The sequence below is a fragment of the Pseudomonas sp. IT-P74 genome, assembly GCF_949768175.1.
GTDB lineage: Bacteria > Pseudomonadota > Gammaproteobacteria > Pseudomonadales > Pseudomonadaceae > Aquipseudomonas.
In genome coordinates, this window is sequence record NZ_CATKQD010000020.1 from 1 (window position 1) to 26,387 (window position 26,387).

Annotated in this window: 20 protein-coding genes; 3 read left to right on the forward strand and 17 right to left on the reverse strand. The window is 61.5% G+C overall.

All coding sequences use genetic code 11. From position 1 onward, the window contains the following. Together ACM6J5_RS13765 and ACM6J5_RS13770 are read right to left on the reverse strand one after the other, a co-directional pair. Nucleotides 1–3,643 (reverse strand): Ig-like domain-containing protein (locus ACM6J5_RS13765; RefSeq protein WP_414928725.1); only part of this gene is annotated, 3,643 nt, incomplete at its 3' end. Between the two features lie 131 nt (nucleotides 3,644–3,774). Further along, nucleotides 3,775–4,611 (reverse strand): sulfotransferase family protein, encoded by an 837-nt coding sequence (locus tag ACM6J5_RS13770; protein WP_414928726.1) that lies wholly within the window; start codon nucleotides 4,609–4,611, stop codon nucleotides 3,775–3,777. A gap of 316 nt (nucleotides 4,612–4,927) precedes the next feature. Between ACM6J5_RS13770 and ACM6J5_RS13775 the strand changes: the two genes are divergently transcribed. Further along, a complete protein-coding gene (locus tag ACM6J5_RS13775) occupies nucleotides 4,928–5,515 on the forward strand; it encodes a phage tail protein (protein WP_414928727.1) in 588 nt (195 codons plus the stop codon). Nucleotides 5,516–5,569: 54 nt separating this feature from the next. Continuing rightward, nucleotides 5,570–5,881 (forward strand): DUF6916 family protein, encoded by a 312-nt coding sequence (locus ACM6J5_RS13780; RefSeq protein ID WP_095946094.1) that lies wholly within the window; start codon nucleotides 5,570–5,572, stop codon nucleotides 5,879–5,881. Between the two features lie 23 nt (nucleotides 5,882–5,904). Here ACM6J5_RS13780 and ACM6J5_RS13785 read toward each other — a convergent pair whose 3' ends face one another. The 15 genes from ACM6J5_RS13785 to ACM6J5_RS13855 form a co-directional block, all read right to left on the reverse strand. Then, a complete protein-coding gene (locus ACM6J5_RS13785) occupies nucleotides 5,905–6,402 on the reverse strand; it encodes a GNAT family N-acetyltransferase (RefSeq protein WP_095946095.1) in 498 nt (165 codons plus the stop codon). 11 nt (nucleotides 6,403–6,413) lie between these two features. Further along, nucleotides 6,414–8,510: a biotin/lipoyl-binding protein gene (locus tag ACM6J5_RS13790; RefSeq protein ID WP_414928728.1), complete on the reverse strand. Its 2,097-nt coding sequence runs from the start codon at nucleotides 8,508–8,510 to the stop codon at nucleotides 6,414–6,416. After that, complete coding sequence (locus ACM6J5_RS13795; RefSeq protein ID WP_414928729.1) at nucleotides 8,511–9,830, reverse strand: efflux RND transporter periplasmic adaptor subunit; 1,320 nt, start codon at nucleotides 9,828–9,830, stop codon at nucleotides 8,511–8,513. Continuing rightward, the gene (locus ACM6J5_RS13800) at nucleotides 9,827–10,606 is read right to left on the reverse strand and encodes an efflux RND transporter periplasmic adaptor subunit (protein WP_414928730.1); all 780 of its coding nucleotides are present in this window, start codon (nucleotides 10,604–10,606) and stop codon (nucleotides 9,827–9,829) included. Before ACM6J5_RS13800 ends, ACM6J5_RS13795 begins: the two co-directional genes overlap by 4 nt. A gap of 79 nt (nucleotides 10,607–10,685) precedes the next feature. Then, nucleotides 10,686–12,263 carry an efflux transporter outer membrane subunit gene (locus ACM6J5_RS13805; protein WP_414928731.1) on the reverse strand — a complete coding sequence of 526 codons (1,578 nt, stop codon included), beginning with the start codon at nucleotides 12,261–12,263 and terminating at the stop codon, nucleotides 10,686–10,688. Continuing rightward, entirely contained in the window at nucleotides 12,260–13,330 is a 1,071-nt protein-coding gene (locus tag ACM6J5_RS13810) for an HlyD family secretion protein (protein ID WP_414928732.1), read from the reverse strand. Before ACM6J5_RS13810 ends, ACM6J5_RS13805 begins: the two co-directional genes overlap by 4 nt. Before the next feature lie 26 nt (nucleotides 13,331–13,356). Next, nucleotides 13,357–14,889, reverse strand: coding sequence for an MFS transporter (locus ACM6J5_RS13815; RefSeq protein ID WP_414928733.1), 1,533 nt, complete (start codon nucleotides 14,887–14,889; stop codon nucleotides 13,357–13,359). A 225-nt stretch (nucleotides 14,890–15,114) separates the two neighbouring features. Beyond that, nucleotides 15,115–16,044: a LysR family transcriptional regulator gene (locus ACM6J5_RS13820; protein ID WP_414928734.1), complete on the reverse strand. Its 930-nt coding sequence runs from the start codon at nucleotides 16,042–16,044 to the stop codon at nucleotides 15,115–15,117. A 42-nt stretch (nucleotides 16,045–16,086) separates the two neighbouring features. Then, nucleotides 16,087–16,953: an ABC transporter permease gene (locus ACM6J5_RS13825; protein ID WP_095946103.1), complete on the reverse strand. Its 867-nt coding sequence runs from the start codon at nucleotides 16,951–16,953 to the stop codon at nucleotides 16,087–16,089. A gap of 21 nt (nucleotides 16,954–16,974) precedes the next feature. Next, nucleotides 16,975–17,835, reverse strand: coding sequence for an ABC transporter ATP-binding protein (locus ACM6J5_RS13830; protein ID WP_150673745.1), 861 nt, complete (start codon nucleotides 17,833–17,835; stop codon nucleotides 16,975–16,977). Between the two features lie 5 nt (nucleotides 17,836–17,840). Then, on the reverse strand, nucleotides 17,841–18,866 hold the full coding sequence (locus ACM6J5_RS13835; protein WP_095946105.1) for an ABC transporter substrate-binding protein: 1,026 nt from the start codon (nucleotides 18,864–18,866) through the stop codon (nucleotides 17,841–17,843). A gap of 18 nt (nucleotides 18,867–18,884) precedes the next feature. Further along, entirely contained in the window at nucleotides 18,885–19,772 is an 888-nt protein-coding gene (locus ACM6J5_RS13840) for a TauD/TfdA dioxygenase family protein (RefSeq protein WP_414928735.1), read from the reverse strand. Nucleotides 19,773–20,153: 381 nt separating this feature from the next. Then, complete coding sequence (locus tag ACM6J5_RS13845) at nucleotides 20,154–21,518, reverse strand: HlyD family type I secretion periplasmic adaptor subunit (protein ID WP_095946107.1); 1,365 nt, start codon at nucleotides 21,516–21,518, stop codon at nucleotides 20,154–20,156. Beyond that, on the reverse strand, nucleotides 21,508–23,664 hold the full coding sequence (locus tag ACM6J5_RS13850; RefSeq protein WP_150674313.1) for a type I secretion system permease/ATPase: 2,157 nt from the start codon (nucleotides 23,662–23,664) through the stop codon (nucleotides 21,508–21,510). The genes ACM6J5_RS13845 and ACM6J5_RS13850 overlap by 11 nt, the downstream gene beginning before the upstream one ends. A gap of 42 nt (nucleotides 23,665–23,706) precedes the next feature. Next, a complete protein-coding gene (locus ACM6J5_RS13855) occupies nucleotides 23,707–25,056 on the reverse strand; it encodes a TolC family outer membrane protein (protein ID WP_150674312.1) in 1,350 nt (449 codons plus the stop codon). Between the two features lie 356 nt (nucleotides 25,057–25,412). On the opposite strand from ACM6J5_RS13855, the gene ACM6J5_RS13860 reads away from it, so the two are divergent. Beyond that, the coding region (locus tag ACM6J5_RS13860; RefSeq protein WP_414928736.1) for a retention module-containing protein at nucleotides 25,413–26,387 on the forward strand (975 nt) is incomplete at its 3' end.

Sequence of the window (26,387 nt, forward strand, 5' to 3'; positions counted from 1 at the left end):
TTTTCAGGGCGTTGTCGGTCACCACAATCGTCGCGGTCGGCGGAGCGGTGTCGATGGCGTAGTTGCCTGAGGAACTGATCCCGCTGCCGGTGTTGCCCGCCAGATCCGCCACGCCAGTGTTAGCCAGGCTGATGACGTTGGTCGCGCTGATGATGCCTGCTGTCGGGGTAAACGTTGCGGTCCAGGTGATCCCGCCGTCGCTGCTACTCACCGAGGTCAACGTGCCATTGGCGATGCTCAGGTCGGCGTTGGTAAAACCGGTTACCGCCTCGGAGAAAGTGATGGTCACCAGCGAGGTTTCGCCCGCGGTCAGCGCCGTATCGGCCAGCACGATCGTGGCGGTCGGGCGCAGCGTGTCGATGGCATAGTTGTTGGAGTCGGTGGTGCCGCTGCCGGCGTTGCCCGACAGGTCGCTGACCCCGGTATTGGCCAGGGTGATCAGGTTGGTCGTGTCGTTGATGCTCGCCGAAGGTGTGAAGGTTGCCGTCCAGGTGATGCCGCCGTCACTGCTGCTCACCGAGGTCAACGTGCCGTTGGTAATGGTCAGGTCGGCGTTGGTGAAACCGCTCACCGCTTCACTGAAAGTGATCGTCACCAGAGAAGTTTCGCCGATTCTCAGCGCCGTATCCGTCACCACAATGGTGGCCGTCGGGCGCACGGTATCGATGGCGTAGTTGTTGGAGTCGGTGGTGCCGCTGCCGGCGTTGCCGGCCAGATCAGCCACACCGGTGTTGTCCAGGGTGATCAGGTTGGTGGCGTCAGTGATGCTGGCGGTCGGGGTGAAGGTCGCCGTCCAGGTGATGCCGCCGTCGCTGCTGCTCACGGCGGTCAACGTGCCGTTGGTGATGGTCAGGTCGGCATTAGTGAAACCGCTGACCGCTTCGTTGAAAGTGATCGTCACCAGAGAGGTTTCGCCGATTCTCAACGCCGTGTCCGCGACCACAATGGTCGCGGTCGGGCGGAGTGTATCGATGGCGTAATTGTTGGAATCGGTAGTGCCGCTGCCGGCGTTGCCCGCCAGGTCGCTGACCCCTGTGTTGTTCAGGGTGATCAGGTTGGTCGTGTCGTTGATGCTCGCGTTCGGGGTGAACGTGGAGGTCCAGGTGATGCCGCCGTCGCTGCTGCTCACCGAGGTCAACGTGCCGTTGGCAATGGTCAGATCGGCGTTGGTGAAACCGCTGACCGCCTCGGAAAAGGTAATGGTCACCAGAGACGTTTCGCCAATTCTCAGCGCGGTATCCGTCACCACGATGGTTGCCGTTGGCCGCACGGTATCGATGGCGTAGTTGTTCGAGTCGGTGGTACCACTGCCGGCGTTACCTGCCAGGTCGCTGACCCCAGTGTTGTCCAGGGTGATCAGGTTGGTCGCGTCAGTGATGCTGGCGGTCGGGGTGAAGGTCCCCGTCCAGGTAATGCCGCCGTCGCCGCTGCTCACCGAGGTCAAGGTACCATTGGCAATCGTCAGGTCCGCATTGGTGAGACCGGTGACCGCTTCGTTGAAAGTGATGGTCACCAGCGAGGTTTCGCCCACCCTGAGGGCCGTGTCGGTGAACACAATGCTGGCGGTTGGCCGCGCCGTATCGACGACATAGTTATTGGAGTTGGTGGTACCGACGCCGGCGGTGCCCAGAAGATTTATCACTCCGGTGTTGTCCAGAGTGATGACATTGGAGGTATCGGTAATACTGGCGGTCGGGGTAAACGTTGCCGTCCAGGTGAGCCCGCCATTACTGCTGCTCACTGTACTGAGCGTACCGTTGGCAATCGTCAGGTCGGCGTTGGTGAGACCGGTCACGATCTCGGAGAACGTGATCGTCACCAAGGACGTTTCGCCGATGCTCAGCGTAGTGTCAGCGACCACAATGGTCGCGGTCGGTGGCGGCGAATACGCGGTGTTGAGTACACCACCGTCGTTATAGATTGTCGCAACGGAGGTTGGCGAGGTGCCGGTTGTCCCCCCGCCCTGCGCGGTACCGCCTGCACCACTGGCCGCGGCATTACCGGCCAGGGCCGCGAAGTTGGCTGCCGTGATCAACAATGTGCCTTTGTTCCAGATCGCACCGACGCCCCGGCCGCCCACACCGCCATTGCTGGCATTGCTGCCCTGGCCACCGCCACCGCCACCGCCGCCACCGGCGCCAATGTTGTTGCTAATGGTCGACGTGCCAATGATGGTGATCGTGCCGCTGCTGGCGTTGTAGATCCCGCCCACCGCGTTGCCGCCAGCGCCACCCACCTTGTCCCAACCGGCCCCGCCGCCACCGCCGCCAATGGAAATCGTGCCATTGGTGGCCGTCGAACCATTACCGCCGTTGCTGTAATAGGAAACGCCCACCCCACCAGCACCGCCAGTGGTGGTACCGCCGCGACCGCCCATGTGGGTCGCGTCATAACCGCCGCCGTAACCACCGGCGCCGCCGCCGCCCGCACCACCGCCCAACGTGCCGGTACCCGGCCCTGACGAACCGCCATGCCCGCCGCCCTGGCCGCCCAGACCGCCGCCACCACCACCGCCACCGCCGTAAAAAGCGCCGGTGACACCGCCACCGCCGCCGCCACCGGAAGCGCCATTGGAGGTTACGGTGACGTTTCTCAGGGTCAGAATCCCTGCGTTGAAAATGCCCCCGGCCATCGCGCCCGAGGCACCGTAGCCACCATTACCACCCGTGCCCGACACCAGGCCCCGGGTGATCACCAGACCATCGAGCGTCACGATTTTCCCCGCCGCTATTTCAATCACTCGGGTCCTGTACTGACCATCGAGAGTCACGTCAGCCGCGTTGTCGTTGTTCAAGTCGCCATCAACGGTGATGTCCTTGTTAATCAGCAGTTCGGACGTCAGCTGCACCGTCATGCTGCTGCTAAAGGTGACGATGTCGCCGTTCTGCGCCGAGGCGATGGCGGCACGCAGTGAGCCGACGCCCGTGTTGGCGTTGTTGGTGGCGGTCCAGGTAGCCAGGCCCCATTGGTAATCACTCATGGCTCGCGTCGACAGCACGTTGGCGCTTTCGATGTTGCCGGTGACGATTTCCAGATCCCAGTCGCCGCCCACACCGGTGCGGTTGTTCGAAGCCGCTACATCGCGTCCGGTCATTTGCGCCAGCGAATCGACAAAGCTCAAGCCACGCTCGCCATCGGCGGTGTAGCAGCCGTAGATCAGGATGTCCCCGCCAGCGTTGATGTCCTTGCCGATTTGCGCCAGCACCGCGCTGCGGGCGGCGACGTTGTCGGCCGACAGATAGCTGTCGCCCAGCCACAGGTCGCCGGTGTTGCCGTGGGCAATGATCTGCACCGAGCTGATGCCCTGATGCTGGTCGAGGTAGTCGGCGATCTGTTGCAAGCCATCCTTGCCGGCGACCAGTTTCACGATCTGGGTGCCGGACGCCACCCCTTGCATCAGGCTGTCGGCATCCTTGACCCGAGAATCGACGAACACCACGCTTTGGCCAGGCACCGCGACGGGGCTGGCGGCAGGTGCGGCATCGGCCTGGCCGTGGGTGTCCTTGCTGGCCGTCGGGTGATCGGCGGTCGGTGCCTTGGCGGCATCGGTTGTGGAATGACTATCGGCCTGGGCCGCGGTATCGGCCACCGTGGCGGCGACGGCGCCGTCGAACAGCATGCGCGGTTCAAGGGACATGATCATGGGCGCCGCTGGCGTCCGTTGGCCTTCGGTTGCCCGTGACTTTGCCTTTGCTCCGTCAAAAATGGTCCACCACATGCTGCTCACCCGAATTCGAACGAATATACGTAAGGCATCAATGAAAAACGCCGCGATCAAATGTTCGCGGCGTCGGACTTCATACGAATGACATTGGCGGCGCTGGCAGAGCCATCGAGCCAAAAGGACAAGTCTGAGTATTGCTTGAACAGATCCGGCGGCAGGATGGTGCGCCGGGCCTGTACCGCAATTTTGGGTCTGACCTTGTGCAGGCCGGTCACCCCGAGGGCTTGATCGAATTCCGGGGCGTCGTACGCCAGGTGTTCGAAGTCGTGCTCGAACCAGGGCTCGTCAATAAAGTCGTAGACCAGCCGCAGCACCCGCTCCGGAGCCTGGGTCAGCAAGTCATAGTCAATGATCAGCAAGGAGTCGGCATGTTCGCCGTAATAGGCTTCCTTGAGCGCCGCCCACGCAAAACCCACCAGGCGATTGCGCTGGGCCAGGGTTTCGCAACGGCTGTAGACAGTGTTGCGCTCGACGGCATCGCCGAAGAGCTTGGTGTTTTCATAGGGATTGGCGCGGTAAAGCCGCTCGATGCTGTCCATGATCCAGGCGACGTTGCGCACACAGGCAATCACCCTGGCCTTGGGAAACAGATCGTTGATGGCCGGCAGCCGGGCGCTCCAAAGGCGGTTGGTGTCGAACACCACCGATTTGTCGGCTTTGTCGGCGTAGAAGGAATCAAACAGGCCGTGCAAGAGGCGGCGGCGCATGTCGGTGTCGATCACCGCGCCGAACTCGCTGCCAGCGCTGCACTGCTCCAGAACACCGGAAAACAGGGAACCCACCGGGCTGGTCATTCCGGCATGGAAACGCGGGTTCTGCAACAGGATTGCAGAAAGCAGGGTCGAGCCCGAGCGTGGCAAACCGGAAATGAAATGAAAATGGTGCAAGTCCCTTCACCGTTTTTGATAGTCCTTTGTAGGACAAAGCGTAGTCGATCGATGAAACCTCGACTAGTGGTGTTTTGATATCAATTTGAAGCTAAACCGACTTGATACCGAGCTTTGCGCAACCATTGAAGGACGTTAACGACAACAGTCTTGGGGAGCGCGTCCATCGGATAAATACCGCCTCGCCACAACTCCCAAAATCTACGTCTACGCTGTGGCGTGGCGTGACCAAGCCACGTAAAGGAACAGGAGTCGACACCCCAGGTGTCTGGCAGCCGCGTGGCGCGCCAACCACCAACCTGAAGGATGAGGATTCATGGAAGTATTTATCGGCACTATCCAGCCTTTCGCCTTTGATTTCGCCCCCCAGAACTGGGCCCTTTGCAATGGCCAGACCTTGAGCATTTCGCAATGGAGTGCGTTGTTCTCGCTGATTGGCGTGAACTACGGCGGCGACGGCCAGACCACCTTCATGCTGCCCAACCTGCAAGGTCGATTACCGATGGCCCAGGGCACGGGCAGCAATCTCAGCCCGCGTACCATCGGCGAGGTTTCCGGTACCGAAAACGTCACCGCGCTCATCTCCAACATGCCCAACCACACTCACCAGTTATCCGGGCTGACAGCCACCACCACCCTGCAACTGGCCAGCCCGGCGAGCAACCCGGTGAACGCGCCAACGGCAACCAACTCGTTCATCGGCGCTTCGAGCGGCGGACCGGGGACGGCGAATATCTACTCCGATCAACAAGGGGCAACGGCGGTGACGCTCAAGGGCGTGAGCACCACTGTCACCGGAGAGATTGCCTCCACTGGCGGGACCCAGCCCATGAGCGTGATGAACCCGTTCCTGGTCATCAACTTCAGCATCGCCCTGCAAGGGTATTTTCCATCTCGCGGCTGAAGATTCGCCGGGGACCGCGCGCCCCGGCATTGTTCAATTTTCTGGAGCCTGATCATGTTGCAAGCGGTTCAAAGCCATCATTTCCAGGCCCTGCTGGGCCAGACCGTCGCCCTCCGCCTGCCCGACGGCAGTGAATTGCCGATGCAGATCGAACACCTTGAAGACTCACCCCGCGCCCGCATGCGCAACAGTGAGCGCATGCCATTCAGTGTCGAGCTCAACAGCCTGGTCCCGACCGATTTTGTGGACGGTCTATGCATGCTGCAATTGCCGGAACTGGGTGAAGTGGAAAACATTTTCGTTTCCCGGGTGCCTTCGATGGGACGTGATCCGCGGCGAGGCTACTTCTACATCGCCTTCAACTGACTCTTTTCTGGCTCGCAGTGCCTTCAGCCTTGCGGATACCACACCAGCCGTTGTGCCGCGACGTTGTACTCCTGCACTGCAAAGCCCAGGGCCAGGTAATGCGCAAGCGCATGGGGATTGCTGGCCCAGACCACCGTCGCCACCGGGCAACGAATCTGTTGGGCGGCTTTCTGCACCCCCTGCAATACCGCCCGCCCGTATCCCTGCCCCCGCGCCGCAGGGATGAAGGCCAGATACAGCACGCGGATCTCGTTCGGCCCGAAATCAGTGCTCAATGCGCCGATCGCAGTGCCGAGCTTCTCAACCACGTAATGCATGGCATTGGGGAAGTTTTCCCCCAGTCCTTGCTCCTGCACCTGGAACTGCTGGGCCACAATCTGTTCGACCACTTCCACGCTGTCGTCGATCCATTGCAGGTCCGGTCGGGCCGATTGATACAGGCGCTGCAAGAAAGGACCATCACTGGCTAGCGAAGGCCGTACTACCAAACCTTCGGCTGCCACAGTACTGCTGTTCGCCATCGTCGCTCTCCTTAAAAACCGCTTTCCCTGACCCCCAGCGCCGCCATGCGTCGCCAGGCGACCCCCAATAACGACTCGCCGCGGCCCTGCAAAACTACCACGCCACGCAACGGCTGCACCGGCGTTGGCGCCGGTTCGAGGGTGCTCAACCGCGCGCCGTACTGCGCCTGTACTGGCTCGGCTCGTTGATGCTGATCGCGACGCACGGCAATCGGTCCGTGGTGATCGGAGGTCAGTGCCTCCTGATCGACAAACGCCACACCGTTGGTGTCGATTTCGCTCAGTTGCACCGCAATTGCCGGATGCATCGGATCATCGGCGATAAACCGTCCGGTGGCGCCCGGTGCCACGCGCCAGAGCTCTGCCTCGGCCAGATAGCCGCGCAAGCGCACGCCGTCCTCGACCACCCTGGCCAGCGGCTCCCGGGTCGACAGCCAGCGCCCCACCGTCCATTGCGGCAGCAGATCACGCACGGTGCCGGCATGGGGGGCACGCAATAGCAAGCGCTCGCGCTGAGCCGCCAGCCCGCGGTATTCGGCGACCGCTTCGGCCAGCCGCTGCTCGACGATTGCAGCATCGGAAGCCGTTTCGCTGCGACTGGCCTGGCGACGCATTTGCAACTGCTGGATCTCGATTTCCCGGCGCGCAATGGCCTGGCGCGAATCGAGATCCGGGGACTCCAGCTCGATCAGGACATCACCCTGCACCACCGTCTGCCCGTCATGCACCTTCACGACTTTGATTCGTGCCGCCACCGGCGCATGCAGGGTGCTGACCCGGCCCGCTTCCAGCATGGCCGGCACCTCGACGGCGCTGCGCCACGGCAGGATGAGCACCGACAACAGCCCGAGCAGTACCAGGCTGCTGAGCAATACCCGCGGTCCATGCGCCTGTTCGCGGCGACCCCACCACTGGCGCCATTCACTCATGATGGGCAGAAAGATGAACCAGACCAGTTCCACCAGCATCAGGAAAATCCCCAACACCTTGAAGAACAGGTGATAGACCGCCAGAGCGATCCCGAAAAACAATGCCGCGCGCCATAACCACGAGCCATACCCCCAGATCAGCAAACGCCGTTGCATTATCGGCGACCAAGGCTCCGGCGCCGCTTCGCCGTAGCCGAACAAAAACTCGCGCAGGCGCCAGCGGCACAAGGCAAATGCCCGACCTTGCAGGTTATCGACCTGCCAGAAATCGCTGAGCAAAAAATAACCGTCAAAACGCATGAACGGGTTGAGATTGACCACCAGTGTGGTGATCCACGTGGCACTGGCAAGCATGAACGCTGCGGTGCGGGCGGGACCGTCGGGCAGCAACGACCACGCCAGCAAGGCCATGCACGCCAACAGCAACTCGGCCAGCACGCCACCAGCGCCAATCAGCAACCGGGCCTTGCGATCATTGATCCGCCAGGCATCGCTGACATCGGTATAGAACATCGGCAGCAGCACCATGAACGCCACGCCCATGCTCTGTACCCGGCACCCGGCGCGCTTGGCCATGAACGCATGACCGAACTCGTGGCAGAGTTTGGCGAAGAACAGGGCCACGGCAAATGCCAATGCACCGCCAAGGCTGAACAAATGCGGAAACGTCGCGATAAATCGCTGCCAGTCCCGCGACACCAGAAACACCCCCAGCCCCAGCACAGCGGGTAATCCGTAGCGCAGCGCTCGCGGGCCAAAGCGCTCCAGCCAGGGCCAGGCACGATTGAGAAAACGCTCGGGGCGCCACAGCGGAATACGAAAAAACAGGTACTGATGCAGCAACACTTGCCACAGGCTGCGGCGCTGGGCATCCGCTTTAAAGCTGTAACTGGCACGCTGCTGGGGATCGAGGGCGGTAATCAGGTCGTGACTGCGCAAAAAAACCAGCAACTGCTCCAGATCCGCAGCATCCAGCGCCAGTCCCGGCTCGCGATTGGCCGCTTGCAGGACCTGCTCGGGCTCCCCCAGCGACCAGTGGCGCAACAAACGCATCGCCGTCGTACCGAGCTTGAAGTAACGCCCCCGCACCGGGTCGACCAGCGTCCAGCAGGGCGCACCGTCCAGTGCCGGCGCTGCCGGGGACAATTGCAGATCGGCACGCAGACCGGGCAGGCTCACTTACAAGCCCACGCTCTGACGCAAACCGGCCAACGGTCGACGCAGCAGGTACAACGCCAGCGGCGCCCGGTCACCATAAATTTTTGCCGTGCCGCGCAAGCCGATGCGCGGGGGCGGCGCGTCGAAATTCGCATCCAGCCGATAGGCCAACTGTCCGCCCGCCGTGGGTTGCGCTTCATAAGCTGAACGTTCGAGTCTGGCCCGATGCCGTTGCAGCGGGTCACTGTCGAGGAACAGGGCGACTTCAGCGCCGGGCTCCAGGGAAATCGCGTCCCCCACGGCCAGCTCGATACGCAATTGCGCCTGGGTCGGATCGGCGATTTCCATCAGTCGCTCTCCGGTCTGCACCGGTTTGCCAGTCCAGCGTTCGGCATCGGCAAATACCGCAATGCCATCGCGCTCGGCGCGCACTTCGCTGCGTTTGAGCAGTTCACGGGCGTAGTCGCGCTCGGCGCGTTTCTGTTCGACCCGTGCGGCCAGCAAATCCAGTTTCGAACTGGACTCGGCATCGGCGAACGAACGCTGGGAGTTGGCCTTGAGCTCCGCCTCGGCAACTCCGAGGGCGCGATCGGCGACATCGGCCTGAGCCTTGAGCGTGGTGCTTTCGAAGCGCAGCAGCAACTCGCCGGCCTTCACCGTCTGGTTGGGTTTGACCAGGAACTCGGCAATCACACCGTCCAGCGGCGCCGCCACGACCCGACCGCCCAGCGGCACCACTTCGGCCGGTGCCAATACGGACTGGCGCACCGGGATCAACAGCCCGAGCAACAGCAACGCGACCAGCAACGCCTGGCGTTTGCGGGTCCAGCGCAGACGCCATGGCTTGCGTGGCTGCAATGCCTGCCAGGCGTGGCTGTAGGTATCGCCCAGTTGCGCCAGCAGAACTTGTTCGGCAGGGTTCCACCTAACGTCCCTGGCCAGCCACAACCCGCCGAACACCTCGCCTTGGCGATCGATCAGCGGCAACCAGAACACCTGCGCAGCCGACAGGCTTTGCCATTCAGCCTGCAACGACTCGCTAAGGACATCGGCGGCAATGACCCGCGCCTGCTGCAATTGTTCGCGCTTGAACAGCTGCACCACCGCCTGCTCGACGAACGCTACAAAGGGTGAATTCGGCTCCACCGCGCTGACACCCGTCACGGCCTGCACCTTCCCGGCGATCAACAGTGCCGCATGGCGAAAGCCAAACAGTGCCTGGCCATCATTGACCAGGCTGTAGGCTAATTGGGCGGGCGTTTGGGCTGCGCGGGTCTGGCGCTCAAGGTCGAGAAAGCGTGCGAATACCTGCTCGGCGCCGCCGCTCACCGGCGCGTTCACTTGAACTCCGCGAAATGTGCCGTGCCGCTCATGCCCGCCAGCAGCCCGCTGGCATCGGGCACGCTGGCCACCAGCAGCAAGGTCTGGCTGCCTTCATCGATTCGCGCGCCCAGGCGTTTGACTGTCACATCCAGCGGCTTGCCGGTTTCATCGGGGACAAAACTGAAGGTCTGGCCGGGCTTGAGTCGCGCCATCCAGCGCGAGGGCACCAGCAGATGGATTTCCAGGGTGCGGTTATCGACCACGTCCAGCAAGGGTGCGCCGGCAGGTACGCTTTCATAGCGCTGTACCTTGCGCTCGACGACCTGGCCATCGAACGGTGCCAGCACGCTGCAACGCTTGACCTGCACTTGATACACCTGAGACTGCGCCTGGGTTTCACTGACCTTGGCCTCGGCACGTGCCACTTCGAAACGCCCGACAGAATGCAGCGCGGCCAGTTGCCGGTTGTGCGCCAGCTCTTCACCCGCGCCACGGCTGGCCGCTTGCGCGGCATTGAGCTGCGCCTGATAGGCCGAGCAATCGAACCGCGCCAGGGTATCGCCCTTCTTGAACGATTCCCCCTCGCTGAACGGCAACTCGACAATCCGCCCAGGCACCTCACTGGCCAGTACGGCCTGATCCCGGGCCCGCAATACACCGCGAGCCTCGGTGCTGGTCGCAGCACTGGCGCCGGCATCCATTTGCGCAAGCGGATCGTCTGTCCCAGGCGTTTGCGCCTGGACAACGCTCGCGACGAGTACACATCCCAACCCCAACACACAGAAAATCCGCATGACCGTACTCCCTTCCGGATCAACGGAGTCTACGACAGCGGTGACTAGCGTCAAGCAGATGGCCATCATTGCCTGCGTATTAACGCTGCGCCGTCTCGGCCAATGGGTACACTGACTCCCAACCCCCACCCAACGCCTTGTACAACCCGACGGCCGCCAGCGACACGCCGGTCGAGCTTTCGACCCACTGCTCCTGCGTCGCCAGCAACGCGCCCTGCACGGTGAGTACGGTGACGAAATCCACCACGCCCTCGACGTACTGCTGTTGCGCGGTGTCCAGCGCAATGCGGTTCTGGCGCACGGCTTCGGCCAGGCTGTCGCGGCGCAGCTGGCTAGCGTTGTAGGCGGTCAACTGGTCGTCGATTTCATGCCAGGCGCGCAGCACGGTTTGCTGATAGGCGATAGCGGCTTCCTGTTGTTGTGCTTCGCGTAACTCGAGTACGCCACGCAAGCGGCCTGCGTCGAACAATGGCAAGCTGAACTGCGGACCGATCCCGAACGAACGCGAACCCCAGGAGCCGAAATCGCTCAGTTGCATGGCCTGGGAACCGATGTTCCCCGACAGGGTAATTCGCGGATAGAAGTCGCCCTTTGCTACACCAATGCTGGCCGTCGCTGCATACAATCGCGCTTCGGCCTGGCGAATGTCCGGCCGGCGTTCAGCCAGTTGCGAGGGCAAGCCGATGGCGACCTGACGCGGCGTTTGTGGCACCGGTGCGTCTGTGAATAACTGCGCCGCCAATGCCTGGGGCGGTTCGCCCATCAACAGACTCAAGGCATTGATCAATTGCCACTGGCGCTGTTCCAGTGCGGGCAGGCGCGATTCGATGGCCGCCACTTGTGCGGCGGCTTCGGCGACATCCAGGTCCGTCGCGACGCCGTCGGCCAGGCGCAACTGCGAGAGCTTCAGACTATGGCGGGCAACGTCGAGGTTCTGTTCGGTGACGAGTCGGGTGTTCTGCACGCCGCGCAGCTGAATGTAGTCCTGGGCGGTTTCGGCCAACACCGACAGCAGCACACCGCGTCGGTCGTTCTCGGCGACTTCCAGGTTGGCGTCGGCCGCTTCGGTTTCCCGCCGCACACGGCCCCAGAAATCCAGTTCCCAGGAGGCGGAAAAGCCGGCATCCCACAGGTTGAAGGCGGACTGGCCGTTGTGCCCTGACGGGTCGTTCAGGCCTTCACCACTGTTGCGGTTGCGTCCGTAACGGCCGCTGGCCGCCATGTTGGGGTATCGGTTGGCAGTGGTGACCTGGCGCACCGCACGACTTTGCTGAAAGCGGCTACTGGCCAGCTTCAGGTCGAGGTTGTCGGTCAGGGCGCGTTGGCTCAGGGCTGAAAGTTTGGGGTCGTGGAACACCTCCCACCAGCGCTCGGTCATCGTTTCGGCGATAGCCTGGCTGGTGGCTGCCCTTGATGGTTTCGACCATTCGGCAATTGGCTGTACCTCAGGCTTCTGGAAGTCCGGGCCGACGGTGCAGCCGCTGAGACTCATGACGAGCAAGGCACTGAAGGTGAGTGGCTGCCACAGGCCTCTTCGCGAGCAGGCTCGCTCCCACAATGAACTTGCGAAGGATCCAGAACTGTCAGCACTGCGCAGATCCCTTGTGGGAGCGAGCCTGCTCGCGAAGGCGCCTGACCAGCCAACACAGTCCTTCATCGCTGAGTCACCTCACCCACAGACGACACATTGCTGCCGGTTTCAATACTCGCCTCCACCGACATCCCTACCCGCAAGCGCTCGGCCAGCGACTGCCCCGGCTCCAGCACAATCTTCACCGGTATCCGCTGCACCACCTTGGTGAAGTTACCGGTGGCGTTGTCCGGTTTGACCGCGGCGAACGTCACCCCGGTGGCCGGCGCAATGCTTTCGACACGACCTTTGAGTGCCGCGCCGCCCAGGCTGTCGACGCGCACCTGTACAGCCTGCCCCGGCTGTACATCCGTCAGTTGGGTCTCCTGGAAATTGGCCATCACGTAAGCCTGCGCCAGCGGCACCACCGCGAGGATTTTGCTGCCCGGGGTGACATAGGCGCCGACCCGCACCGCGCGTTCGCCGACCATGCCGTCCTGGGGCGCGACGATCCTGGTATAGGACAACTCGTAGCTGGCCATTTCCAGCTTCGCTTGCGCCCGTTTCAGGCCACCTTTGGCTGCATCGCGCTGGGCCGTGAGGATTTCCACTTGCTTGCGTTCCGCCGCCAGCACCGCCGTGGCATTGGTCAGCCGCGCGGAGGCCTGGTCGATGCGCGTTTGCGCCTGTTGCGCATTTTGCACCGTGCCGGCGCCCACCCCGGCGAGGTGCTTGTAGCGGTTCAGTTCATGCTCGGCAAAGGCCACTTCCGCCTTTGCCGAAACCACCGAGGATTGCGCCTGGGCAATCACCGACGCCTGGCGCTCGAGGGTCGCCCGGGCGTTTTGCAGTTGCGCCCTGGCCACCAGCGTTTCGGCATCGGCGGCCTCGGCGGCGGCGCGTAGATCCCGGTCATCGATCAGCGCCAGCAACTGCCCGGCCTTGACCTGTTGGTTGTCCTCCACCAGCACTTGCTTGATGAACCCGGCAACGCGCGGCACGACCAGAGTGAAATCCGCCGAGACATAAGCATCGTTGGTGTTCTGCCGGGTACGCTTGCCGAACAGACCGGGCATTGCCAGGTACAGCAGCATGCCGACAACCAATACGGCGGCCACGGCAACCGCGACTTTCTGCTTTGCTTGAGTGTTCATAAAAACCTTCTGTATCAGTGGAGCATTCAGGTCGGTGCGCGCGGTGGAAAGATCCGCGTCGGCAGCCAGAAAATCAGCAGGATCAGGGTCACGGCGATACCGGCCATGCACAGGTAAAGATCAGAGGACGTGAGCACCACCGCTTGCTCATGCAGTCGACGAGCGAGGCTTGCGCTGTCGTATTCGGCCAGCGGTGAGTTGCCGAGTCGATCGACCAGCATGGTCGAGTGAAAATGCAGGCGTGCCGTGGTCAACGCCTCGATCACCCCGGTGGCGATGACCGCCGACAGGCCTTTGACGGTGTTGAACCAGGCCGATGCAAACGGCCCCTCCATCGGGTTGATGCTGCCGGTGGACAGCATCAGCAGCGGCAGCACCGCCATGGGCTGACCGAAAATCTGCAGCCATTGCAGCACATAGAAGTCGTCACGAATCCACGCGGACGTCAGTTGCGAACCGCCGACGCACGACAGCGCCAGCATGCTCAGGCCGATGCCCAACACCCAGCGGCAATCGACCCAGCGAAAGTTGCACAGCGCCGCCACCAATGGCAGCGCAATCAATTGCGGTAGCGCCGCCAGCAGCATGATCGGTGCGGTCTGCAACGGACGATACCCCTGGACCTGCGCCAGGTAGCTGGACGGAATGATGATCACCGCCTGCAACACCACCAGCACGCCCGCCAAGGTCAGCAGGGCGAAAGACAGGTTACGGATGCCGAGCATCTGCATCTTGAAAAACGGCATCGGCTGCGACCACTCGCCGACCAAAAACAGCACCAGCAGCAACAGCCCGCCACCGAGTAATCCACAGATCAGGCTGGACTCGAACCAATCCAGACGATTGCCCTGCAGAATGCCGATCACCAGCATGCAGATGGCGGGAAAACCCAGCAGCACGCCGCGCCAGTTGAAGGACTTGAAGCGCTCCAGGCGCAGGGGGTCCCGGGGTAAGCCATACGCCACTGCGGCCATGGCAATCAGGCACGGCGCGATGACTTGCCAGAAGGCCCATTGCCAGCTGACGTACTCGGTCCACAACCCGGCCAACGGCGTGCCCAGGCCCGGGCCGAACGTCGCCGTCAGGGCATAACCGGCCAGGCCATATAACTTCACATTGGCCGGCAAAAACCGCAGGGCCACGGTCATCAGCATGGGTGGCAATGCACCGCCCGCGAGGCCTTGCAAGGTGCGCAGCAACAACAGGCTTTCGTAATTCGGGGCGAAGGGGCACAGCACACCCAGCAGGGTGAACAGGCTGATGGCCCACAAGGTGAAACGCCGCAACGAGAACGTCACCGCACACCACGGCGCGAACGCCATGGCCGCCACCGACGTCGCGGTGTAACAGGCCACCAGCCAGGTGCCTTCGTCGTAGCCGATGGCCAACGCACCACGGATGTCGGCCAGGGCGACTTTGGTCACCATCTCGTTCAGGCCCGACACCAGCACCGCGAGCAATACGCCCACCAGACCGATGATGATCCGCGGGCCGAAAACCTGTGGTGAAGCTGTCGGGCCGGTCGCGGCGACAGGCGCCGGGGCCGTGAGGGAAGTCATGTACTGCAAGCTCCGGCGTGGAAAGACCGAAGCATTCTAGGAAGTGTGATGCCTGACGAAAATCAACTTATTGGCAGGTTATAAGTGCGCTAGACGCAACAATACAAAACCCCTGCCCCTTGTAGGAGCGAGCCTGCTCGCGATAAACCCGAGAACGCCGCGGGGAACCTGCCAACCAGCGTTATCGTTGGCGACCATCGCGAGCAGGCTCGCTCCCACAGGAGTTCAGCGGTGACTTTCAGGTTGTGCAGCCAGCCACGTCTCATCGCAACACGTCTTGAGCGTTTCACGCAGCCAGCGGTGGGCCGGATCCTTGTCGAAACGCGGATGCCAGGCCTGGGTCAACATCAACGTCGGCAACGGGATCGGCAGGTCGAACGAGCGCAGCTTCAGTCCGAGCCGTCGCACACTCAGCAAGGCTTCCTTGGGCACCGGCAGAATCAGGTCGGAATCGGGCAAGGCGAACATCGCCGCATGAAAGCTCGGCGCGATCACCGCCACCCGCCGCTCCAACCCCAAGGCATTGAGCGCGGTATCGATCGGCCCCCGGGCAATGCCACGCCGGGACATGCTGATATGCGAGAACCCTGCGTAACGCTCCGCCGTGATTTCATCGTCCAGCAGCGGGTGATCCTCACGCACCAGGCCGACAAAGTGTGTGGAAAACAGGTTCTGGACTTTCACTTCCGGCGTCAGCGGCCGGGTGTTACTGATGCTCAGATCGATCCGCCCTTCGCGCAACGCCTCATCATCACCATCGCCTTCCGGGACGAAACGCAATTCGCAGTGCGGCGCCTGACGATCAAGGGAGTCGAACAGCTTGCCGCCGTAGACGCCGACAAAGAAGTCGTTGGCCCGAATACTGAACCGCCGCCGCAGCGAGCTCAGCTCCACCGCATCGGCCGAACGAAACAGCAGCCCGGCCTGCTCCACCACACTGCGCACCTGTTCGCGCAATTCCAGCGCCTTGGGGGTCGGCACCAGGCCACGGCCGGCGCGCACCAGGATCGGATCGCCAATGGCTTCGCGGATGCGCGTCAACGTCCGGCTCATGGCCGCCGGACTCAGGTTCATCCGCCGCGCGGCGCCCACCACACTGCCCTCATCGAGCAAGGCGTCGAGGGCGACCAACAGGTTCATGTCGGGGAATTGCATCGCATGCACTCATATCTGATCAAGATTGATTCAAGCGCAATGCTACCGCAGCATCCCCCACCGTTTCACCGTCACCCGCTCCAACGAATCAAACACCAGATTCTCCACCAGCAACCCAATCAAAATCACCACCGCCAACCCGGCAAACACCTTGTCGGTGTACAGCTCATTGCGATTCTGAAAAATGTACCACCCCAGCCCGCCCTTCCCGCTGGTCGCACCAAACACCAGCTCAGCCGCAATCAACGTCCGCCAGGCAAACGCCCAGCCGATTTTCAGCCCCGCGAGGATCGACGGCAGTGCTGCCGGGATCAGGATGAACAGCACAAAGCGCATGCCCTTGAGGCCATAGTTGCGCCCGGCCATGCGCAGGGTTTCCGAGACGCCGAGGAAGCCGGCGTAGGTGTTCAGTGCCAGTGCCCAGAGCACCGAATGCACCAGCACGAAAATCAGACTGTTCTGGCCCAGTCCAAACCACAGCAGCGCCAACGGCAGCAGGGCGATGGCCGGCAAGGGGTTGAACATCGAAGTCAGGGTGCTGAGCAGATCACGACCGAACTGCGTCGACACTGCCAGTGTGGTCAGGGCAAACGCCAGGACGATGCCAATCAGGTAACCCTTGAGCAACACCACCAAAGAAATCCATACCTTGCCCAGCAATTCACCACTGAGCAGACCGTCATAGAGCGCATGTGCGGTTTGCACAAAGCTCGGCAGCAGCAGGTCGTTGTTCTGATAGCGGGCAACGGCTTCCCACAGCACTGCGAGCAAAATCAGAATCAGGGTTTTGCGCAGCCAACCTTGCTGCCACAGTCGTTGGCCGAGGGGTAATCCCCGCTCCAGCGGCACACTGGTCAGCGGCTGCAAAACCGTTTCGAACTCTTCACGCGGGGATGATAAATGGCTCATCGGGCCCTCCTCTCTACTGGCTCAATAAGCGATGCGGATGTCGGCGAAGTCCAGTTCATGCTCGGTTTGCGGTGATTGACCTTCGTCGAACAACAGCCGGTGAATGCGTCGCGCCGATTCCTGAAACGCCACACCGCCGAGGCTGTGCAAATCGTATTGATGGCTGTGGACTTGCGCCCTCACCCGGCCCGGATGGGGCGACAGCAACAGAATGCGATTGCCCACCACCAGCGCCTCTTCGATGGAGTGCGTGACGAACAGCAGCGTGAAGCGAACCTCTTCCCAGAGCAGCAACAGTTCCTCCTGCATCTTGCGTCGGGTCAGGGCATCGAGCGCGGCAAAGGGTTCGTCCATCAACAGGATTTTCGGCTGCATCGCCAGCGCCCGAGCGATGGCGACCCGTGCCTTCATGCCACCGGACAAGGTGTGCGGATAAGCATCGGCAAACGCCGCCAGGCCGACCTTGTCCAGATAGTGCAGTGCCCGCTCTTCGGCCTCCCTGCGCTTGAGGGTTTTCGAGGCCAGAAGCGGAAACATCACATTCTGCTTCACGGTTTTCCACGGCGGCAGTTGATCGAACTCCTGAAACACCACGATCCGGTCCGGCCCCGGCGCATCGACGCGCCGGCCCTGCAGACGGATCTCGCCTTCCACTGGCTGGATGAAGCCGGCGGCGGCCTTGAGCAACGTCGACTTGCCACAGCCGGACGGCCCGAGCAGGACAAAGCGGTCCGCCGGGTCGATTTCGAAACTGACTTGATGGGTCGCCCGCACCACCCGCTGCGGCGTGCGGTATTCGAGACTGACGTTATCGACCGACAGCAGCGCCTGGGCCGCCGCGATCGGTTTGCTGACCGTGTGGCCTTGCAAAGGGGCGTTCATGTCGGTCAGCTCCCCTGCAGCGGTTTGGCGTCCTGGAAGAAGTAGTCCTTCCATGAATCCGGTTTGTTTTTGATCGCTCCGACGCGGTAGAGGAACTCCGCCAGAGGGAAAGTGTTTTTCGGCGTGACGCTGAATTCGAATTGCGGGTTGTCGATGATTTTCAGCAACGCGGCGCGGTCGATTTTGGCCTTGGTAACACGGATGTAGGTGTCGGCTGCCGCGCCCTTGTCGTTCTGTGCGAATTGCGCCGCTTCGGTCAGCGCCTCAATGAATGCCTTGTAGGTTTTCGGGTTCTCATTGCGGAATTTCTCGGTGGCGAACAGCACCGTCGGCGAGTTCGGACCGAGCAGGTCAAAGGTGTTCAGCACCACGTGCACGTTGGGATTGGCCAGTTCCTGATCCTGGAACGGCGGGTTGGAAAAGTGCCCGCTCAGCTCGGTGCCGCCGGCCACCAGTGCAGCCGTGGCATCAGGATGCGGGACGGCAATGGTGTACTTGTCGAGGCGATTGAAGTCCTTGTCACCCCACTGTCTGGCCGCCGCGTATTGGAGGAAGCGCGACTGCACCGACACGCCCACCGCCGGCACCGCGATGCGGTCCTTCTCGGTGAAGTCGGCGATGGTTTTGACCTTGGGGTTATTGCTCACCAGGTAGTACGGAAAGTTACCCAGGGAAGCCACGGCCTTGACGTTCTGCTTGCCGCGGGTGCGATCCCAGATGGTCAGCAGCGGGCCGACACCGGCGCCGGCAATGTCGATCGAGCCCGACAGCAACGCATCGTTGACCGCCGCGCCGCCGGAGAGCTGGGTCCAGTCGACCTTGATGTCGATCCCTTCCTGCTTGCCGTACTTTTCGATCAGGTTCTGATCGCGCACCACATTGAGCAACAAATAAACGATGCCGAACTGTTCCGCAATGCGGATTTCACCTTCGGCGTGAGCCACGGTCGGCGCCACCAGGCTGCCGGCGATCAGGCTGAAACCCAGGCCGATGGCTGCGGCCAGCGGTGCGAATGGAAGACGTTTGGACATGATCAAATCTCCGACAGATCAGAAAGGCGCGTCGCCCTTGATGGTGGTGCGATACAGCTTGCGGCGCAGATGGCTGGGGCATCCGGCGGCGAGGTGGATCAGCGAACGGTTGTCCCAGAACACCAGGTCATGGGGCTGCCATTGATGGCGGTAGATGTTTTGCGGCAACACACTGTGGGCATACAGCTCGGTCAGTAGTTGCTGGCTCTCGTCTTCCGGCAGGCCAACGATGCGGGTGGTGAACCCTTCGCTGACGAACAACGCCTTGCGGCCGTTTTCCGGGTGGGTACGCACGACCGGGTGAACAACTTCGGCAACCTGGGCAAGCTGCTCAGGCGTCAGGGTCGGGCGCCAGTTGCCTTCGAATTTGGTCTCGCTGTAACGCGCCGTGTAGGAGTGCGCCGCCGAGCGGCCTTCCACCGCTTTGCGCAACGCGAGCGGCAGGCTGTCCCAGGCTTTGTGCAGGTCGGCGAACAAGGTGTCGCCGCCTTCTGACGGCAGCTCTTGGGCATGCAGCATCGAGCCCAGGCTCGGCAGCTCTTTATAGGAAAGATCGGAGTGCCAGAACTTCCCTGCATCGCCCAGGCCGATGTTCTGGCCATTTTCGACGATATTGGAAACGATCAGGATTTCCGGATGCCCTGCCAGCAGGAACTGCTTGAGCACATGGATCTGCAACACGCCAAAACGACGACTGAAGTCGATCTGTTGCTCAGGGGTGATGCGCTGGTCGCGGAACACCACCACGTGATGATCCAGGTGCGCGCGGTGAATGCGGGAAAAATCGTCATCATTGATCGGACGGGACAGGTCGAGACCGATGATCTCGGCGCCCACCGCTGTGCTGAACGGGCGGATTTCAAAGAATTGTGGCGCGATGCTTGGCGAAGCTGAAGCTGCAGACATAAATCACTCCCACGCACGGCACGCTCAAAGGCGCGCGCGTCGATCAGAAACTCACGGAGGTCCCGTGTTGGTTCGTGTCGTGCGGCGCGCCGATTGGTCGGCAGGTACGCAGGAGAATGACTTTATAGATATAAGAATTGAAATTTAAATACCGTTAATGAATAACGATATGGCGATTGATGAGGGACTGAGTAGGTGGCCAAGTGACATTGTTTGTCACTTTCTGACAGGGTTTGGTGTTCCGGCGGACGCCATCGCGAGCAGGCTCGCTCCCACAGGGGTTCTCCGCAGGGCACAAAATTGTGCTCCAGCAAAAAATCCAATGTGGGAGCTCGCTCCGGGCGGCGTTCCGACGATGAGGCCAGTAGCCCCGAAGGTGGATTACCGCTCGTGCAGCGCCTCGGCCCGCGCCCGGATGATCGGCTTGAGCAGGTAGCTCAGCACGGTCTTCTTGCCGGTGATGATGTCCACGGAAGCCACCATCCCCGGAATGATCAGCAACGGTTTTTCATCGGTACCCAAGTGGCTGCGGTCGGTTCGCAGCTTGATGATGTAGTAAGTGGTTTTTTTGTCTTCGTCGGTGATGGTGTCGGCGCCGATCTGCTCCAGCTTGGCCTTCAACCCGCCGTAGATGGTGTAGTCATAGGCGGTGAATTTCACCGTCGCTTCCTGCCCCGGATGCAGGAACGCGATGTCTTGCGGGCGGATCTTCGCCTCGACCAGCAAGGTGTCGTCCAGTGGCACGATTTCCACCATGTCGCTGCCCGGCTGGATAACCCCGCCGATGGTATTGACCAGCAACTTGTTGACGATACCCCGCACTGGCGAAGTGACCAGCGTCCGGCTGACCCGGTCTTCCAGGGCCTTGCCGGTGGCCTGGGCCTTGTTCAGGTCGGTGCGTGCTTCGTTGAGTTGGGTCAGGGCTTCGCTACGGAACTTGCCGCGGGTTTCATCGACCTTGCGCTGCACTTCCTTGATTGCCGATTCGGCACGTGGAATGGCCAGGGTGGTGGCGTCGAGCTGACCACGGGTCTCGGCTTCGGCACGCCTGAGGCGCAGGACTTCCACCGGCGATACCGCGCCCTGGGCCACCAACGGCTCGGACATGCTGATTTCCTGACGCTGGAAGCCCAATTGCTGGCGATACTGCGCCTGCTTGGACGTGAATTCGCGCAGCTCTTGCTGGCGCTGGATCAGTTGCTCCTGCAAGCCGCCAATCTCATCGTGCAACTGTTGGCGACGGCTTATATAGAGCGACTCTTCGCTCTTGGCCTGACCCGGTACGGCCTTGAGCACATCCTCGGGGAAGTTCAGCGGGCGATCTTCGACCTCAGCGCTCAGGCGTTCGACCCGCAGCAGCATCGACAAGCGATCGGCCTCGGTTTCACCGACGTTCGAAGCAAATCGCGTGTCGTCCAGGCGAATCAGCGGTGCGCCGGCTTCGACGATCTGGCCTTCCTTGACGAACAGCTCGGCAACGATACCGCCTTCAAGGTTCTGGATTTTCTGGATCTTCGACGACGGAATCGCCTTGCCGTCGCCCTTGGTCACTTCGTCGATCACCGCGAAGTTGGCCCAGAGCATCAGAAACACAAAGAACGCGATGATCGCCCAGATCGTCAGCCGCACCACCCGTGGCGCATCCTCGATCAGCGCCTTGTTGACCTCTGGCAGCGGCTGCCCCTGAAGCGAAGCAGAGCCTTTGAAGTAGCGAAGGATCGAACCCTTACCCGACTTAAGCAACACTGATCTGCCCCTTCTTCAACGCTTCCATCACCGCGGCTTTCGGGCCGTCGGCGAGAATCTGCCCGCGGTCGATCACGATCAATCGGTCCACCAGCGACAATAGCGATGCCCGGTGCGTTACCAGCACCATGGTCTTGTTTTCGATCACCGCTGCCAGGCGCTGCTTGAGGCGCTCTTCGCCGGTGTTATCCATGGCACTGGTCGGCTCGTCGAGCAGCAGGATCGGCGGGTTGAGCAGCAATGCACGGGCCAGGGCGACGTTTTGCCGTTGACCACCGGAGAGGTTCTGCCCGCGTTCGCCGACTTGCAGCTCATAACCCTGCGGATGCAGGCGCGCATACTCGTGGACGCCGGCCAGTTCCGCGGCTTGCAGCACCAGTTCGTCCTCTACATACCGCGCCCCGGAAACCAGGTTGTCGCGCAAGGTGCCGGCGAGCAACTGAATGTCCTGGGGCACGTAGCCGATGTTGTATCGCAGTTCGCTGACGTCGATCTGGCGGATATCCACACCGTCGACCAACAGCGTGCCGTCATCCGGCTGGTACAACCCCACCAGCAATTTCGCCAGCGAGCTCTTGCCCGAGCCGCTTCGGCCAATGATGCCGACCTTCTCCCCGGGACTGATCGACAGGTTGATGTTCTTCAGCGCCAGGTTCTGCTGTTGCGGGTAGGTGAAGTTGAGCTGGCGGCACTCAATACCGCCCTGCAGCACCTTGCGGCTGAGCGGACGTTCTTCGAAATTGCGCTCCTGGGGCAGCTCCATCATCTGGTCGACCGAGGTCATGGTCACTCGCGCCTGCTGATAACGAGTCAGCAGCCCGGACAGTGACGCCAGCGGGCTGAGCGCACGGCCACTGAGCATGTAGCAGGCAATCAGGCCGCCCATGCTCAGGTGACCGTCGATGATCTGGTACACGCCGAAGACGATCATGATCACCCCGGCCAGTTGCTGGATCAGCAAGGTGATGTTCATCGCCAGGCCGGAGAGCATTTTCACTCGCAACTCAAGGCGACTGAGGGTGCCGATGGTCTGTTCCCACTGATACTGGCGTTCGCTTTCGGCGTTGTTGACTTTCACCGCATCGAGGCCGGCCAGGGTTTCGATCAGGCTCGACTGACGCTCGGCCCCCAATGCCATGGTCCGCTCCATGGTCGCCACCAGGGGTTTCTGCAAGGCATAGCCAATAGCCAGGGCGATCGGGAATGCCAGCACTGGTATCCACACCAGATGCCCACCAAGGATCGCGATGACGATGAAAATCAGAATCGTGAACGGCAGGTCGATCAGGCTGGTCAGCGTCAGCGAGGCGAGGAAGTCCCGCAGGCTCTGGAACTCATGGATGTTCTGGGCAAAGCTGCCGACCCGCGCCGGCCGGTACTTCATGGCCATGCCGACGATGCGCTCGAACAGTGTGGCCGAGATGATCAGGTCGGTTTTCTTGCCGGCCAGATCCAGGCACAGGCTACGCAGGCTTTTCAGGATCAGGTCGAACAGGTAGGCGCCGGTGATGCCGAGGGCAAGCACCCAGAGCGTCGCCTCGGCCTGGTTCGGCACGACGCGGTCGTAGACGTTCATCACGAACAACGGCGCGGCCATGGCAATGATGTTGATCAGAAAACTGGCGGCGATGGCGTCGGCGTACAACCAGCGCGAACGCTTGAGGGTGTCGCGGAACCACGAGCGCGCACGCGGAATCAGCGTGCCGTGGTTGACGTCGAATTTGTGCTGCGGCTGGGCGAAAAAGACCTTGCCGGTGTAGTCGTCGGCCAGCAGCTCACGGCTGACCAGGGACTCACCGCCATCGCTTTCGCTGAGCAGTACCCGCACCTGGTCTTCGCCTTGCCAGCCGAGCAGGACGGCACTGCGACCGTCCTTGAGCAGCAACAATGCCGGCATGGCAATCGCTGGAATATCCTCCAGCTTGCGTTGCAGCACCCGACCTTGCAGCCCCGCGCGAGCGGCCGCGCGAGGCAGCAAGTCGACACTCAGGCGCTGCTCGGGCAGCGGCAGGCCGGTGGTGAGCATTGCCGCGCTGGCAGGTTTCTGATGCAGCATGCAAAGAGCGAGCAGACCATCCAGTAGCGGATCGTCATGCAACGCGCGCGGATCATGAATGAGTTGAACCCGACTGACTTCTGATTCCACGCTCGGCACTCTTGGCTAACAATTGAACAACGAAGGTCCTGCTCAATTCATACCGGGCAATTGGACCTTGGGCTTCACGTCGTTCTGCACAACGGATGCCAATGGTGCGACCACTCCCTGGCTCTTGAGCAACTCGCCCATGGTCGCCTTGATTCGGTACTGAGTAAATAACTGAATGTTCTTGATCTCCGCCAGACGACGAGAAGAGGTGAACAGTTCGTTCTCACTGTCGAGCAAATCGAGCAGGGTACGCTCGCCAAGGCTGAACTGACGCTGGTAAGCGATACGCACGGCGGTGCTGTGATCGACGTATTGCTGGGCGATCGGCACCTGCGCATTGGCATTGTTCAGGGCGTTCCAGGCCAGGCCCAGCTCTTCATTCAATTGGCGCAGGGCGTTGTTGCGGATATCCAGCGCCTGGTTCGACAGGTAGGACTTGGACTCCAGATCAGCCTTGTTGCTGCCGCCGGAATACAGGTTGAAACGCATGCGCAGCATGGCTTGCCATTCGTTATTGTGGCCGTTCTGACCATCAATATCGTTGTCCGCGGAGCGACCCAACTCAGCATCGAAGCGCGGGTAGAACGTCGACTTGGCCGTGTCGTACTGCTTCTCGGCAGCGGCGATATCGGATTCGGCCGAGCGCAGGATCGGGCTGTTTTCCAGCATCTGCGCACGGGCTTCATTCAGGTTGGCCGGCATCAACGCCAGGAAATTCGCCGGGCGCTCCAGTTGATCCGGCATCTGGCCGACGGCGGAGAGGAAGTTGGTTTCGGCGTCAGCCAGGTTGGTCTGTTCAGTGATCAGGTTGTTGCGCGCCTGGGCCATCCGCGCCTCGGCCTGATCAAGGTCGGCGCCACTGCCGACGCCGCGCTGGGTGCGCAGTTGAATCTGGTCGTAAATGCGTTGGTGGCTCTTGAGATTTTCCTCGGCCAGACGCACGAATTCGCGGCGGGTCAGCACGTCGAGATAGACCTGGGCTACAGTCAACCCGGTGCGCTCGGAGGTACTCAGCAGCGAGTAGGCGCGGGAGTTGACGGTGGCTTGTTGACGCCCGACTTCGCTGGACGTCGCAAAACCGTCAAAAACCATTTGGGTCAGTCGCAAACTTGATTCACTGCGATTCAGGGTTTCGAAGTGATTGTTGCCGTCGTCTCGCGTCGTCACGCTATCGGTGCCTTCACGACCATAACCGCCCAGCAGGTCGACCCGTGGCAAGTACCCACCCTTCGCAGCCTTCAACTGATAGTCCGCAGCCAACCGGCTGTTGACGCCCGCCTGGACTTCCGGATGGACATCCAGCGCTTGTTGCATGGCTTCTGGTAAGGACTGCGCCTGGACGAAGGACGCGGCGAGGGCGAATGGTATAGCCATGAACAAAGGCGAACGCATTGTAGGAATTTCCCAGGACTTCTTGTCTTGAATCACAGCAAAAGAACGCGCTGCGTCGGAAGATGGCAAGCGGAATGACCGTATGTCGGAAAGTTCAAAAACGGAACTGGATCACATACCGAGGACAGGTCACAGCTCAAATATCAATGTGACATTACTGGGACGATTGTTTAGGATGGGACTCAGAAGGTCAATAGTTTGGCATAAAGTTAATAGCGAAAAAATATAGCCAAATTATTGACGATTTGATGCGTCAAACTTGTGCATCTATTTTGCAATGTACGTCCAGACTGGTCGGCGCAAACGCCATCAGGTCCATGGAAGCCAACTGAACGTGACACCCCGGAGAGTCTTCAATGAGCAGTGTTGTTGCCATCGTCAAAAGCATTGTCGGTCAGGTTTTCGTGGTGTCCCCAGAGGGCAACCGCCGCGTTCTCGTTGAAGGAGACAAATTGTTCGCCGGTGACCAGATCGACACCGGCCTTTCCGGTGCCGTGTCCCTGGAACTGGCCGATGGCCGCACTCTGGATCTGGGCCGTGACACCCAGTGGAGCGCTGACGCCCCCGACTCCGGCACCGACCTGGCAGCAGCCACCGCGCAGGCCGCTCCGTCCGTTGAAGAGTTGCAGCAAGCCATTGTCGCCGGTGCCGACCCGACCAAAGACCTTGAAGCCACCGCTGCAGGTCCGACGGCGTCGGGTTCTGGCGGTGCCGCCGGTGGTGGTCACAGTTTCGTGGTGCTCGACGCTACGGCTGGCCGCGTCGACCCGACCATTGGTTTCCCGACTGAGGGTATCAACTCGGCTGCGCAAACCACCCTGGAAATCCCGGGTAGCCAGACCACCAATGCCAATGCCAATGCCAATGCCAACGCCATTACCCCGAGTGATTCAGTCCTCAGCCTCAGTGCCACGCCGACCATCACCGAGGCCGGTGGCGTGCTGGTCTACACCGCGACACTCACCCAGGCACCGCTGAGCGACCTGACTGTCACCTTGTCCAACGGCGCCGTGATCGTGATTCCCGCTGGCTCGACCACCGGCACCGTCAATGTGCCATTGGCGGCGAACGACACTGTCTATAACGACGCGACCCAGATCGAAGTAACTGTCACCAGCACCAGCGGCGGCACCGGCATCACAGTGACACCGCCGACAACCCCTGCCGTGACCCAGATCACCGATACCGTCGACACCACCACGGTCACTCTGACGGCCGGCAATACCGTCACCGAAGGTGGCCAGATTACCTATACCGCGACCCTGAGCAACCCGGCGCAGACACCGGTGACCGTCACCCTGTCCAACGGTTCGACCATTACCATTGCCACC

Excerpts from the sequence above, each read along its gene's own strand:
- ACM6J5_RS13805 (WP_414928731.1), bottom strand. The coding sequence starts at position 12,263 with ATGAAGGACTGTGTTGGCTGGTCAGGCGCCTTCGCGAGCAGGCTCGCT.
- ACM6J5_RS13855 (WP_150674312.1), bottom strand. The coding sequence starts at position 25,056 with ATGCGTTCGCCTTTGTTCATGGCTATACCATTCGCCCTCGCCGCGTCC.
- ACM6J5_RS13815 (WP_414928733.1), bottom strand. The coding sequence starts at position 14,889 with ATGACTTCCCTCACGGCCCCGGCGCCTGTCGCCGCGACCGGCCCGACA.
- ACM6J5_RS13830 (WP_150673745.1), bottom strand. The coding sequence starts at position 17,835 with ATGAACGCCCCTTTGCAAGGCCACACGGTCAGCAAACCGATCGCGGCG.
- ACM6J5_RS13835 (WP_095946105.1), bottom strand. The coding sequence starts at position 18,866 with ATGTCCAAACGTCTTCCATTCGCACCGCTGGCCGCAGCCATCGGCCTG.
- ACM6J5_RS13820 (WP_414928734.1), bottom strand. The coding sequence starts at position 16,044 with ATGCAATTCCCCGACATGAACCTGTTGGTCGCCCTCGACGCCTTGCTC.
- ACM6J5_RS13810 (WP_414928732.1), bottom strand. The coding sequence starts at position 13,330 with ATGAACACTCAAGCAAAGCAGAAAGTCGCGGTTGCCGTGGCCGCCGTA.
- ACM6J5_RS13785 (WP_095946095.1), bottom strand. The coding sequence starts at position 6,402 with ATGGCGAACAGCAGTACTGTGGCAGCCGAAGGTTTGGTAGTACGGCCT.
- ACM6J5_RS13840 (WP_414928735.1), bottom strand. The coding sequence starts at position 19,772 with ATGTCTGCAGCTTCAGCTTCGCCAAGCATCGCGCCACAATTCTTTGAA.
- ACM6J5_RS13825 (WP_095946103.1), bottom strand. The coding sequence starts at position 16,953 with ATGAGCCATTTATCATCCCCGCGTGAAGAGTTCGAAACGGTTTTGCAG.
- ACM6J5_RS13780 (WP_095946094.1), top strand. The coding sequence starts at position 5,570 with ATGTTGCAAGCGGTTCAAAGCCATCATTTCCAGGCCCTGCTGGGCCAG.
- ACM6J5_RS13775 (WP_414928727.1), top strand. The coding sequence starts at position 4,928 with ATGGAAGTATTTATCGGCACTATCCAGCCTTTCGCCTTTGATTTCGCC.
- ACM6J5_RS13800 (WP_414928730.1), bottom strand. The coding sequence starts at position 10,606 with ATGCGGATTTTCTGTGTGTTGGGGTTGGGATGTGTACTCGTCGCGAGC.